This window comes from Citrobacter sp. Cy070 (assembly GCF_030332245.1).
Taxonomy (GTDB): Bacteria; Pseudomonadota; Gammaproteobacteria; order Enterobacterales; family Enterobacteriaceae; genus Citrobacter; species Citrobacter youngae.
Genome location: NZ_JAOWIG010000091.1, coordinates 80,471 through 93,457, shown reverse-complemented (window position 1 = coordinate 93,457; position 12,987 = coordinate 80,471). Strand labels below are relative to the sequence as shown.

Sequence of the window (12,987 nt, the reverse complement as noted above, 5' to 3'; positions counted from 1 at the left end):
GCGGCAAAAGCATCAAATAACATCCCCGAAACACATTGACAGCATTTGATGACAATAAAATGACAATACGATGACAAAGAAAAGAAGATGAGAAGAATTGAGATTGCCGGACGGCAGAATTGGGTGGGGGCCCTGCCAGCTACATCCCGGCACACACGTCATCTGCCCTGGCTGCTTCCTTCCGGACCTGACCTGGTGAACAGAGTAGCGTTGCGGGAGAACCAACAGAGCCCCCATTGAGAGCGTTGTCAACCAACGCGCAGGCGCATTATCACTGCTGCCCCCGGTAATTGCAACCCATCCAGCACCGGATGCTGTTTTCTTGTGCAATGAAGCTTCACTACCTCGTCATTCGGGATTATGCTGGAGGATTAGCGCAGGAAAAAACGATGGATATACAAGACTCTTTCCCTCAACGCGTCTGGCAAATCGTTGCCTCAATCCCCGAAGGATTCGTCACCACCTATGGCGATGTTGCCAGGCTTGCCGGTTCGCCGCGTGCTGCTCGCCAGGTAGGCGGCGTGCTTAAGCGTCTCCCCGAAGGCAGCACTTTGCCCTGGCATCGGGTGGTTAATCGTCATGGTGCCATTTCGCTTACAGGTCCAGACCTACAACGACAGCGTCAGGCGTTGCTGGCGGAAGGTATTGTGGTTTCAGGGAGTGGACAAATCGATTTACAGCGCTATCGCTGGGTGTACTAACCCCCTCCGGATGGAGAGGGTTAGAATGCCCTTAGTACTGTGTCGGGGCAGGAACGGCGGAAGACGGATTCACCTGTGTGGGTGACGTTGACGGTACCGTTGTCGCGGCACCACCACTCGCCTGTACTGGAACAGCCGTCTGCTGGACCGGGACCAGGGTCAGGTCGGCTTTAGTCCCCCCCTGATTGATCACCGTCTGGACGGTATCAGTAATAAAGACCAGTTTATCATTCACCGTAATCGCCGCACTCAGCAGAATACGGGCGTTCGGCTGAATATCTGCCGGGTTAAACGGGAGTACGAAGCTGAATGGTGCTTGTTTACCCTCGGTACGTACAACTTTTTGCGACAGCACTTTTGACGGTGCATCGGCAAGCGATGCATCTGACAGTGTTACGGTCAGCACGGCATCCGGCGGTAAGGCAACTTTCTGGCGGATCCATACCGTACCAGACACATTCGGCTGTTGAATTTTTGACTGTGTGTCAGCAATTGACGTATTAGGGCTTGGCGCAGGTGTCTGAATATCCGCGCTTTTATCAGCACAGGCCGCCAGAGCGACCGCAACCGCTAAACCACTTACCATGTGCACGAGTTTCATTAAATTCTCCTTATCATCTATGCACCAGCGAGAACTTTCCTCGCCAGAAGAGTGGTTAACAAAAACATAACGTGACTAAGTGTGGCACAAGACAGCTGGTTTTGCCTGTAATCGGCCAGTAATTCAGACAATTGCACCCATCGGACCACTTTCAAAATTGCGTTATACTCTGCCTACCTCGCTGCGAGAACGCTATTACCTGGAGAGCACGTATGAGTCTGGCACTGAAAAATTTGCTGACATTGTTAAATCTGGAAAAAATTGAAGAAGGACTCTTTCGGGGCCAAAGTGAAGACTTAGGGTTACGTCAGGTTTTTGGGGGTCAGGTTGTCGGTCAGGCACTGTATGCCGCAAAAGAAACCGTACCGGAAGAGCGCCTGGTGCACTCCTTTCACAGCTACTTTTTACGTCCGGGCGATAGCCAAAAGCCCATCATCTATGATGTCGAGGTGCTGCGTGATGGTAACAGCTTCAGCGCCCGCCGCGTTGCCGCGATCCAGAATGGGAAACCCATTTTTTATATGACTGCCTCTTTCCAGGCACCAGAAGATGGGTTTGAGCATCAAAAAGAGATGCCGGCAGCGCCTGGCCCTGAAGAGCTAAAATCAGAAACTGAGATCGCCCGTTCGGTCGCTCACCTGCTGCCGCCGTTGTTGAAAGAAAAATTTATCAACGACCGCCCGCTGGAAGTACGTCCGGTGGAATTTCATAATCCGTTAAAAGGTCACGTTGCCAACCCGACTCGCCAGGTGTGGATCCGCGCTAACGGCACGCTGCAGGACGATCTACGCGTCCATCAGTATCTGCTGGGTTATGCTTCAGACCTGAACTTCCTGCCCGTTGCTTTACAACCGTATGGCATTGGTTTTCTGGAAAAAGGGATTCAGATCGCTACGATCGACCATTCTATGTGGTTCCATCGTCCTTTTAATATCAATGAGTGGCTGCTGTATAACGTCGAGAGTACTTCGGCCTCCGGTGCCCGGGGCTTTGTTCGCGGGGAGTTTTATACCCAGGATGGCGTGCTGGTCGCTTCTACCGTGCAGGAAGGGGTCATGCGTAATCGCAATTGAGAATTACCGGATGGTGACGCAAAAGCGTTGCCATCCGGCAGATTGAAACATCAAGCGTTGTAAGCGTTCTCGCCGTGGCTGTTCACATCCAGACCTTCGCGTTCCTGCTCTTCTGGTACACGCAGCCCCACCGTCATATCCGCCAGCTTATAGCCAATGAAGGCCACCACGCCGGACCAGACGATGGTGATCGCCACGCTTTCCAGTTGTACCAGCAACTGATGCCCCATGGTAACGCCTTCGGCAAAGCCTACGCCGCCCAGAGAGCTGGCCGCGAAAACGCCGGTCAGGATGCAGCCGACAATGCCGCACACACCGTGAACACCGAAGACATCACACGGGTCATCAACGCGCAGAAAGCGCTTCAGCATGGTTACGCCCCACAGGCCAGCCAGCCCCGCAACGACACCGATAATCAGCGCGCCGCCGACACCGATATAGCCACAGGCAGGTGTCACGCCTACCAGACCGGCAATGGCGCCAGAACACGCGCCCAGCAGGGACGGTTTGCCACGCAGCGCCCATTCACCGAAGATCCAGCCGAGAATGGCGGCCGCGGTGGCAACAACGGTATTGACGAAGGCCAGCGCGGCAATTTCATTCGCCATACCCGCGGAGCCAGCGTTAAAGCCAAACCAACCGATATAGAGAATAGCCGTGCCGGTAAAGACCATTGGCAGGTTATGTGGCTTAAACGCTTCTTTGCCAAAACCGACGCGTTTACCAATCAGATAAGCCCCAACCAGGCCGGCAATCGCAGCATTGATATGTACTACCGTACCGCCAGCAAAATCCAGCGCACCGTGAGTAGCCAGCAAACCGCCGCCCCAGACCATGTGTGCAATAGGGATGTAGGACAGCGTCAGCCATACCACTACAAAAATCAGCACCGCAGAGAACCGAATGCGCTCAGCCAGTGCACCGACAATAAGCCCAACGGTAATGCAAGCGAAAGACCCCTGAAAAGCAACGTGAATGTACTGGTAGAAGCTCCCCGTGACCGCCGTCAGTGCAATATTCTTCAGCATGACCCAGTTGAAGTTACCGAAGAAATTATTTCCTTCGCCAAAGGCCAGTGAGTAGCCATAAACCACCCATAGAATACAAACCAGAGCGAATGTCACCGTAACCTGGGTCAGCATCGACAACACGTTCTTACCGCGAATCAAACCGCCGTAGAACAGCGCAATGCCTGGGATGGTCATAAACAGCACCAGCGCGGTACAGATCATCATAAAAGCGTTATCCGCTTTATCTGCAACCGCCGGTGCCGCCATCGCCAGACCCGGCAGCAGCGCCAGTGAAGCAATACCTGTTTTCATCGTCGCTATCTTCATTTTTTGGTTTCCTATCACTGTGTGCCAGACGTTACAGTGCGGCTTCGTCGGCTTCGCCGGTACGAATACGAATCACACGTTGCAGCTCGGCGACGAAAATTTTGCCGTCGCCAATTTTTCCGGTGTAGGCGGCCTTACTGATGACATCAATTACGCCATCCAGTTGGTCATCAGCAATTGCCACATCAATCTTCACTTTGGGTAAGAAGTTGACGCTGTATTCAGCTCCCCGGTACAACTCGGCATGACCTTTTTGTCGGCCAAACCCCTTCACTTCGGTGACGGTCAGCCCCTGAATACCAATAGACGACAATGCTTCACGGACGTCTTCCAGTTTGAACGGTTTGATTACCACGGTAACCAGCTTCATAGATCCCCTCCAGTCAGAATTCAGTAGTGGCTGCAGATACACCAAATGAATATTGCAAGGGATGTGCCAGGAATGAAAAACGCGGGATGATTCAGCCGCACGGGGTACGGCCAGGAGAGAAAAAGAAAAAATGCACTATAACGGTGCATAGTGCGTTACATTTTTGCACCAGATTGTTGATTGCCGGATGGCGGCGAAAACGCTTTCTCAGGCCTACAAAACCACACTGGCTGTAGGCCTGAGAAACGCAGCGCCATCAGGCGATTGCCGAATCTTCGTTTACGCTAGCCGCCAGCTCTTCGCCCGCCAACTGCAGTTGATACATTTGCCAGTAGCGGCCCTGTGCGGCAAGCAGTTGCTGGTGCGTACCACGCTCAACCGCCTGCCCACGATGCAGCACCAGAATGGTATCCGCATCGACAATAGTGGATAACCGATGCGCAATCACCACCAGCGTGGTGTGTTCACGTACCGCCGCCAGCGCGTGCTGAATGACCTGTTCAGTGCCGGAGTCAATACTGGCCGTGGCCTCATCGAGGATCAGTACCTGCGGCGTTTCCACCAATACCCGCGCCAGCGCCAGCAGCTGTTTCTGCCCAACTGATAGATTATTGCCCTGCTCGCCCAGCCGGGTATGAATACCCTCGCTCAGACCCCGCGCCAGCTCGGCCAGCTGTACGGTTTCCAGCGCCTGCCACACCCGTTCTTCTGAGATATCACGACCCAGCGTGACGTTTGCCAGGAAGGTATCCGCCATCACCACCGGATCCTGTTGCACCATCGCCACGCCCTGGCGTAACACACTGTGGCTCAGTGAAGACAGCGGTCGTCCGTCCAGACGGATTTCCCCCTGCGTCAGCGGGTAGTACCCCATCAGCAGACTGGCGAGCGTGCTCTTGCCGCTACCGGTATGCCCGACCAACGCCACAAAACTGCGCGATGGCACGGACAGACTGATGTTTTGCAGCACCAGATTGTCGTCACGATAGGCAAATGAAACGTTATCCACCTCAATGTCCCCGCTCTTCAGCGGTCGATCATCTTCACCATAGCGCTGACGAGGCCCGTCCATCAGTTCGAACACTCGCTCGCCGGCGACAACCGCCTGCTGCAGCATTGATTGCTGGGTGGTCAGCTCGATCAGCGGCTCGTTCAAACGGCCGAGGTAGCTGATAAACGCGTACAGCACGCCAACCTCAATGGAGCTGCCAGAGGTAAAGCTGAACAGCATCAGCAAACCGCAGAGGATCAGCGCCGAGAAAAGGCTCAGTAGCGGGCGCAACAAAAAACCATCCAGGCGCAGAGTCTGCATACGTGCCATATAGTGCGAGCGGCTGGCTTCGCCCATTCGCTCACCAAAGCGCGCCTGCTGGCGGAACTGTTGGATAACGCTCATGCCGTTGATGACTTCGTTAAAGCCATCGTTAATATCCGCCAGATAAGCGCGCACCCGACGCACAATGGGGGTGCTGTAGCGCTGATAAATGACCATCACCACCAGCACTGCCGGGAATATGGCCATCGCCACCAGCGCCATCCGCCACTCAAGGCTGAACATCGCCACCAGCATGGCACCGATTAAGGCCGCGCTGCGCAGGACCGTTGCGACCACCGTCACATACAGGTCACGGATCACTTCGGTGTCATTAGTCACCCGGGAGATAAGCTGCCCGACGGGCTGAGTATCGAAAGCACTGAGCGGCTGGCGTAGCGCGGCATCCATCACATCGGTACGTAACTGCTGCACCACGCCAACCGCCGCCTGGTTAAACAACAACGACTGCGCGTAATGCAGGCCCGCCGCCAACAGTTGCAGACCGACATATGCCGCCACCAGCCCAGCCACCATCGCCAGCGGCAGATTGTTCTTCGCCACCATGTTATCGATAAAATAGCTAATCAGCAGCGGACCACTCACCTCCGCCGCTGCCGCCACCCATAGCATGACCACCGCAATTGCCAGCTGTTTTCGCCACGGAGAGCCGTACGCCAGTAGCCTTTTCAGGGTCGGCCATAGCTGCCCAAAACTACGCATTAGCCGCCTCCTCGTTTACTTCTGGCGCATCAGACAGCGCCGCTTCCAGTTGCTGATAACGGTACATATCACGATACCAGCCGGGTTGCTGCACCAGCGCATCGTGTTCGCCACGCTGAGCAATATGTCCGTGCTGCATCACGATAATTTCATTGGCTTCTGTCAGCGCAGATAAACGGTGAGCGCTGATTATCACGGTTCTGCCTTCTCCCCACTGGCGCAGGTTATGCAGGATTTGATGTTCAGTACGACCATCCACCGCCGATAACGCATCGTCAAGAATCAGGATTTCAGCATTCAGCAGCAGCGCACGAGCGATAGAAATACGCTGTTTTTGTCCACCGGACAGCATCACCCCGCGTTCACCTACTTCGGTGTCATAGCCTTGCGGAAGACGTAAAATATCCTCATGCACGCTGGCCAGACGTGCAACATGTTCGATCTCTTCCTGTGTGGCCTGTGGGCGTCCAAGCGCTATGTTGTTGGCGACCGTATCCGAGAACAAGAAAGGTGTCTGGCTGACCACTGCCAGACGGCTACGCCAGCTATCAAGTTGCAAGCGAGTTAACGGGATATCATGAAAGCGCACATCGCCCTCGGTGATATCAAAATGACGCTGGATCAGCGACAACACCGTACTTTTACCCGCGCCGGTCGGGCCACAAATACCCAGCATCTGCCCTGGCTTAAGCTGGAAATTCACATTCTCCAGCACCGGATGAGCCGTTTGCGGGTAGCGAAATTCGCGAATTGCCACCGCCAGCTCGCCGCGTCCTTCCGGCACGGGTTCTGTGCCGTCATCCACTACCGGCGCTTCAGCCAGCATGGCGCGAATACGGCTATACGCGGCGCTGCCTCGCTCAACAATGTTAAACATCCATGCCAGCGCCAGCATCGGCCAAATCATCAGCCCGAGATACATCATAAAACTGGTTAACTGACCAAGGGTCAGAGAGCCATGAACCACCATCCAGCTTCCCCCGGCGATAGCCAGCAGGTTAGCCATACCAATGGCGATATAAATCGTGGGGTCAAAACGGGCGTCAATGCGGGCGACCAGTAAGTTTTTCTTGCCGGTATCTTTAGCATCTGCGGCAAATAGCGCCGACTGTCGGTCTTCCAGACCAAAAGCCTTAATCATACGGATACTGGTCAGGCTTTCCTGAGTACGATCGTTAAGGCTGGAGAACGCTGCTTGCGCAACCTTAAAACGGTTATGGAGTCGATCACCGTAACGTTTGATCATTATCGCCATCACCGGCATTGGGAGTAGCGCGATAAGCGTCAGCTCCCAACTGATTTGCGTAGACATCACGATCAACACCGCGCACCCCATGACCAGCGAGTCCACCAGCGTCAATACACCTTCGCCAGCCGCAAACACCACCCGATCAACATCGTTAGTTGCACGCGCCATCAGATCGCCGGTGCGATGACGCAGATAAAATTCAGGATGCTGGCGGCTCAACTGGCGGTAATAGTCTTCGCGTAGTTCAACTGCCAGTTGGTAGGATGCGCCGAACAAAAGTACGCGCCAGACATAGCGCAACAAATAGACAACCACCGCAATCAGGGCAATCGTGCCAACCCACATCAGCAGTCTCTCGGTGGTGAACCGCTGTGTCGTCACGCCGTCCACGATGATACCGACCACTTTTGGCGGGATAAGCTGAAGAATAGCGATGATGATAAGCAAGGCCACCGCCCCGAGGTAGCGACGCCACTCCCGGCGGAAGTACCAGCTTAATTGAGCAAATAATCGCACGCGTTATGTCCTGACAAGATTTCCGGCAATGATCACCGGGAGAGTTATTCAATAGGTAGAGCAGTCGTGTATTTAATCTGTTCCATCGCAAAACTGGAGGTAACATCAGACAGGCCCGGTACGCTATTCACCAGACGCTTATAGAAATCATCATAGCGTTTCATATCAGCAACCTGCACCCGCATCAGGTAGTCGTACTCCCCAGCCATTCGCCAGAAACCCAGCACCTCCGGCATCCCGGTCACTTCGGTGACAAAGCGGCAGTACCACTCGCTGCTATGATGCTGGGTTTTAATCAGCACAAACGCGGTTAAACCCAGCCCCAGTTTTTCCGGATCCAGCAGAGCAACCTTGCCCAGCAGAATGCCGTCATCCTCAAGCCGCTTGAGCCGTTTCCAGCAGGGGGTGGTCGTCAGATTAACGGCATCGGCTAACGCCTGCAAAGAAAGGGTGCAGTCTTGTTGCAGTAGGCCAAGCAGCTTACGGTCAATTTTGTCTAACATATCCACTCCACAGAGAAGAATTTTCTCCTTACATTCTATTTTAAAGGCTAAATGGCAACAATTTTTTCCGTGCTTTTCGCTATTCTGGGCACAAAATGACAAATGGATATTAATGATGAATAGCTCCTGGGTTAAAAACGCCATCAATGAAATTAATGCGGATTACCAGCGTTCTGCCGATACGCATCTTATTCGCCTGTCGCTTCCGGCGTTTCCGGGTATTCAGCTCTATTTGAAAGATGAGAGCACGCATCCAACCGGTAGCCTGAAACATCGCCTGGCACGTTCACTGTTTCTCTACGGACTGTGTAATGGCTGGATCAAAGAAGGCACCACGATTATCGAATCGTCATCGGGATCAACGGCGGTTTCTGAAGCCTATTTCGCCCGCCTGCTTGGACTGCCGTTTATTGCCGTTATGCCTTCCTGTACGGCAAAACGCAAAATTGAACAAATTGAATTTTATGGCGGCCGCTGCCACTTCGTGGAAAGCGCCTGCGAAATCTACGCGGCCTCTGAACAATTGGCGCGTGAACTGAACGGTCATTACATGGACCAGTTTACTTATGCTGAGCGCGCCACCGACTGGCGTGGCAATAATAATATTGCCGACAGCATCTTTCGTCAGATGCAGTGCGAGCCCAACCCCGTACCCCGCCATATCGTGATGAGCGCCGGCACCGGCGGCACCTCAGCAACTATTGGCCGTTATATCCGCTGCCAGGGCTACGATACTCGCCTGATGGTAGTGGATCCGGAGAATTCGGTTTTTCTGCCCTTCTGGCAGGATCGCGATGCGACATTGCGCAGCCCGGTCGGCAGCAAAATTGAAGGCATCGGCCGTCCGCGTGTCGAACCGTCCTTCATTCCTGACGTAGTTGATGAAATGCTGCGTGTGCCGGATGCCGCAAGCGTTGCCACCGCGCACTGGCTGGAAACGCAGTTGGGTCGTAAAGTGGGCGCCTCAACCGGAACCAACATGTGGGGGACGTTACAACTTGCCGCCCGTATGCGCGACGCCGGAGAAACGGGGTCGCTGGTGACGCTGCTGTGCGACAGCGGCGAACGCTATCTGGAAACCTACTACAACCCGCAATGGGTTGACGCGCACATAGGCGATTTAACGCCGTGGAAAGCGGAACTTGCCCAGTTGCTGAATACACACTGAGCAGACAAAAAAAAAGCCAGACGCGAAGTCTGGCTTGCTGGAAGGGATCTCTCATTCGGGGGAATAAGGTAGATGCGGATTGTCCAGCCAATGCGTCAAAAAGTGAGATACAGCCTGATTGCGGCAATGCCCAATCACCGATAAATGCGGCAGTTCAGCCATCAGTTGCGGCATTGCGTTACCCATAATCAGGCCGCGCCCAACGCTACCTAACATTTCGCGATCGTTCATGGCATCGCCAAATGCCATGCAGTCAGCCATGGAATAACCCAAGTGCTCGCTTAGTACCGCCAGCGCAGAGCCTTTGTTACAGCCCAGCGGTAGTACCTCAAGGCAATCAACCGCGGAGAAACAGAGATTCGCCTGTTCTCCCAGCGCTTCATTCAGTTGAATGCGCAATTGGATCAGCGACTCATGATCGCCGCAGAAACAGATCTTCGTTACCTGATGAGCCGGAATACGTTTCACATCGACGATCTGGTAGCGAAATCCGCTATACACATGCGCCTGTAGCAGCGAGGGTATCTCTTGTCCGGTGAACCAACCGTTGTCATTAAAGACATGCATGCTGGCGGTGGTATCCCATTTCTGATGTAACACGATATCCGCAACATTCGGATCCAGATCCTGACGATGCAACACATCGCCCTCAAGAGAGTGAATGCGCGTGCCGTTACCGGTGATCAAAAAGGCGTCCAGCGAGATAGAACCCAAAATGTGGCGCATTTCCAGCACATGGCGGCCAGTGGCAAATGTCAGGGTGATATCGCGTTCACGCAGACGCGCCAGTGTTGAAAGCGTTTCGTCACCTAAATGGTGATTCGGCATTAAAAGGGTGCCATCCATATCAAATGCAGCCAGACGAGCCATTTCTTTCTCCACACTGTGACGCGGTTAACTTGTGATTCAGTATCACCTGAGATATACGGAAGTAATAGTGAATAGATAAAATGAATTGTTCCGGGTTTATATGAGATTGTTGAATCGCCTGAACCAGTACCAGCGCCTGTGGCTGCCTTCGAACGGAGAACCGCAGTCGGTGACCGTCGGGGAACTGGCTGAACGCTGTTTTTGCAGCGAGCGCCACGTGCGAACCCTGCTAAAGCAAGCGCAGGATGCAGGCTGGCTGGAGTGGCACGCTCAGTCCGGACGCGGGAAACGCGGAGCATTACGTTTTTTGGTCACCCCAGACTCGCTGCGCAACACGATGATGGAGCAGGCACTGCAAAAGGGTGAACAGCTCAGCGTACTGGAACTGGCTCAACTGGCCCCCGGGGAATTAAGAACCCTGCTGCAGCCGTTTATGGGCGGGCAATGGCAAAATGATACGCCAACCCTGCGTATCCCCTATTATCGCCAGCTCGAACCTTTGCATCCTGGATTCCTGCCCGGTCGCGCAGAGCAGCACCTTGCCGGACAGGTATTCTCTGGCCTGACACGTTTTGACAGCACTACGCAACGTCCCTGTGGAGACTTAGCCCACCACTGGAATATCTCCGCTGACGGCCTGCGCTGGGATTTCTATATTCGTTCCACCCTGCATTGGCATAACGGCGATACGGTAAGCAGCACGCAGCTACATCAACAGTTGCTGAAGCTGTTAGAGTTACCTGCGCTGAATAAGCTGTTTATCAGCGTAAAGCGCATTGAGGTGACGCATCCCCAGTGTCTGACCTTTATTCTGCATCGTCCCGACTTCTGGCTGGCGCACCGTCTGGCGAGCTACAGCAGTCACCTGGCGCATCCTGAGCACCCGTTTGTGGGTACCGGCCCGTTCCGGTTGACGCTGTTTACTCCTGAGCTGGTGCGTATCGAGAGTCACGATCACTACCATCTGAGTCATCCGCTATTGAAAGCCATTGAATACTGGATAACCCCACAGCTTTTCTCCCAGGATTTGGGCACCAGCTGTCGCCATCCGGTGCAAATTGCGATTGGTAAACCTGAAGAGTTACCAATTCTAAGCCAGGTAAGCAGCGGGATCAGCCTTGGTTTTTGCTATCTCACACTCAGAAAAAGCGCGCGGCTGAATACGCAACAGGCCCGTCGACTGGTCAATATTATCCACCGCTCTTCGCTGCTACAGACGCTTGAGGTGGATGAAAACCTCATTACTCCCAGCAATGCCCTGCTGCCAGGATGGACGATCCCACAATGGGATGAACTGAACGAAGTAGCGCTACCAGAAAAACTGACGTTGGCTTACCACCTGCCGGTAGAACTGCACGCCATGGCTGAACAGCTTCGCCAGGCCCTGGCAAAACTGGGCTGTGAATTAACGCTTATTTTTCATAATGCTAAAAACTGGGATGGCGACCATCCTTTAGCCCAGGCCGATCTGATGATGGGCGACAGGCTGATTGGCGAAGCCCCCGAGTATACCCTCGAACAGTGGTTACGTTGCGATCAGCTATGGTCACACGTTCTGAATGCACCCGCATATACTCATCTGCAGACCACGCTGGATGCCTTGCAAATTCAGGCCGATGAGGACGATCGTCATGCAGCTTTACAGCAGGTTTTCGCCACGCTGATGCATGACGCAACCCTGACGCCGCTGTTCAATTATCACTATCGCATCAGCGCGCCGCCGGGCGTGAACGGCGTACGTTTGAATCCGCGTGGCTGGTTTGAGTTCACCGAGGCCTGGTTACCGCCCCCTTCAGCGTGAAGAAGCTGGTCGGCGACACGCCCAGGCGCTACCATAAGGGTTTCGTTATTTGTCAGGAAAAGCCATGAAACGTGCCGTTGTTGTATTCAGTGGAGGTCAGGACTCCACGACTTGTCTGGCGCAAGCGCTGCATCAGTATGATGAAGTGCACTGCGTGACCTTTGATTATGGTCAGCGCCATCACGCTGAAATTGACGTCGCACGTGATCTGGCCTTAAAACTCGGCGCCCGCGCGCACAAAGTGCTTGATGTCACGCTGCTCAGTGAACTGGCTGTCAGCAGCCTGACCCGCGATAATATTCCGGTACCCGATTACGAACCGGATGCGAACGGCATTCCCAATACCTTTGTGCCAGGACGCAATATTCTGTTCTTAACGCTGGCAGCAATTTACGCGTACCAGGTGCAGGCAGAGGCGGTCATTACCGGCGTTTGCGAGACCGATTTCTCTGGTTATCCGGACTGTCGTGACGAGTTCGTCAAAGCGCTGAACCATGCCGTAAGCCTGGGGATGGCGAAAGATATTCGCTTTGAAACCCCACTGATGTGGATCGATAAAGCCGAAACCTGGGCGCTGGCTGATTACTGGGGCAAGCTGGACCTGGTACGCGAAGAAACACTAACCTGCTATAACGGCATCAAAGGTGACGGTTGCGGTCACTGTGCGGCGTGTAATCTGCGTGCCAACGGCCTGAACCATTATCTGGCGGATAAACCGGCAGTGATGGCGGCAATGAAGCAGAAAACCGGCCTGAAATAATAG

The 12,987-nt window shown here is 54.0% G+C and carries 12 protein-coding genes and 1 other RNA gene; 5 read left to right on the top strand and 8 right to left on the bottom strand.

From position 1 onward, the window contains the following. Positions 1 to 130: 130 nt before the first annotated feature. An RNA gene (ffs, locus tag OGY19_RS22340) (signal recognition particle sRNA small type) lies at positions 131 to 227 on the bottom strand. An 84-nt stretch (positions 228 to 311) separates the two neighbouring features. Here ffs and OGY19_RS22335 point away from each other — a divergent pair. Then, positions 312 to 701, top strand: coding sequence for an MGMT family protein (locus OGY19_RS22335; RefSeq protein WP_086523608.1), 390 nt, complete (start codon positions 312 to 314; stop codon positions 699 to 701). A 31-nt stretch (positions 702 to 732) separates the two neighbouring features. Here the strand turns inward: OGY19_RS22335 and OGY19_RS22330 are convergent, their stop codons facing one another. After that, positions 733 to 1,302 (bottom strand): YbaY family lipoprotein, encoded by a 570-nt coding sequence (locus OGY19_RS22330; RefSeq protein WP_048212418.1) that lies wholly within the window; start codon positions 1,300 to 1,302, stop codon positions 733 to 735. Positions 1,303 to 1,514: 212 nt separating this feature from the next. Here OGY19_RS22330 and tesB point away from each other — a divergent pair, with 212 nt between their 5' ends. Continuing rightward, a complete protein-coding gene (tesB, locus tag OGY19_RS22325; protein WP_061067433.1) occupies positions 1,515 to 2,375 on the top strand; it encodes an acyl-CoA thioesterase II in 861 nt (286 codons plus the stop codon). A gap of 50 nt (positions 2,376 to 2,425) precedes the next feature. Here tesB and amtB read toward each other — a convergent pair whose 3' ends face one another. The 5 genes from amtB to decR all read right to left on the bottom strand — a co-directional run bounded on the left by amtB (position 2,426) and on the right by decR (position 8,385). Next, the gene (amtB, locus tag OGY19_RS22320; RefSeq protein ID WP_115600833.1) at positions 2,426 to 3,712 is read right to left on the bottom strand and encodes an ammonium transporter AmtB; all 1,287 of its coding nucleotides are present in this window, start codon (positions 3,710 to 3,712) and stop codon (positions 2,426 to 2,428) included. A gap of 31 nt (positions 3,713 to 3,743) precedes the next feature. Next, a complete protein-coding gene (gene glnK, locus OGY19_RS22315; protein WP_003021657.1) occupies positions 3,744 to 4,082 on the bottom strand; it encodes a P-II family nitrogen regulator in 339 nt (112 codons plus the stop codon). Between the two features lie 256 nt (positions 4,083 to 4,338). After that, positions 4,339 to 6,117, bottom strand: a complete 1,779-nt coding sequence (locus OGY19_RS22310) for a SmdB family multidrug efflux ABC transporter permease/ATP-binding protein (protein ID WP_286597221.1) — start codon at positions 6,115 to 6,117, stop codon at positions 4,339 to 4,341. After that, positions 6,110 to 7,882, bottom strand: coding sequence for a SmdA family multidrug ABC transporter permease/ATP-binding protein (locus tag OGY19_RS22305; RefSeq protein ID WP_115600835.1), 1,773 nt, complete (start codon positions 7,880 to 7,882; stop codon positions 6,110 to 6,112). Before OGY19_RS22305 ends, OGY19_RS22310 begins: the two co-directional genes overlap by 8 nt. Before the next feature lie 44 nt (positions 7,883 to 7,926). Further along, entirely contained in the window at positions 7,927 to 8,385 is a 459-nt protein-coding gene (gene decR, locus OGY19_RS22300; RefSeq protein ID WP_005125175.1) for a DNA-binding transcriptional regulator DecR, read from the bottom strand. 112 nt (positions 8,386 to 8,497) lie between these two features. On the opposite strand from decR, the gene OGY19_RS22295 reads away from it, so the two are divergent. Continuing rightward, the gene (locus tag OGY19_RS22295; RefSeq protein WP_086523606.1) at positions 8,498 to 9,553 is read left to right on the top strand and encodes a PLP-dependent cysteine synthase family protein; all 1,056 of its coding nucleotides are present in this window, start codon (positions 8,498 to 8,500) and stop codon (positions 9,551 to 9,553) included. Between the two features lie 51 nt (positions 9,554 to 9,604). On the opposite strand, the gene cof is transcribed toward OGY19_RS22295, so the two are convergent. Continuing rightward, positions 9,605 to 10,423, bottom strand: a complete 819-nt coding sequence (gene cof, locus OGY19_RS22290; RefSeq protein ID WP_048212423.1) for an HMP-PP phosphatase — start codon at positions 10,421 to 10,423, stop codon at positions 9,605 to 9,607. 100 nt (positions 10,424 to 10,523) lie between these two features. Here cof and OGY19_RS22285 point away from each other — a divergent pair, with 100 nt between their 5' ends. Then, positions 10,524 to 12,224 (top strand): SgrR family transcriptional regulator, encoded by a 1,701-nt coding sequence (locus tag OGY19_RS22285; RefSeq protein WP_115600836.1) that lies wholly within the window; start codon positions 10,524 to 10,526, stop codon positions 12,222 to 12,224. A 64-nt stretch (positions 12,225 to 12,288) separates the two neighbouring features. After that, entirely contained in the window at positions 12,289 to 12,984 is a 696-nt protein-coding gene (gene queC / locus OGY19_RS22280; protein WP_115600837.1) for a 7-cyano-7-deazaguanine synthase QueC, read from the top strand. Positions 12,985 to 12,987: the final 3 nt, after the last annotated feature.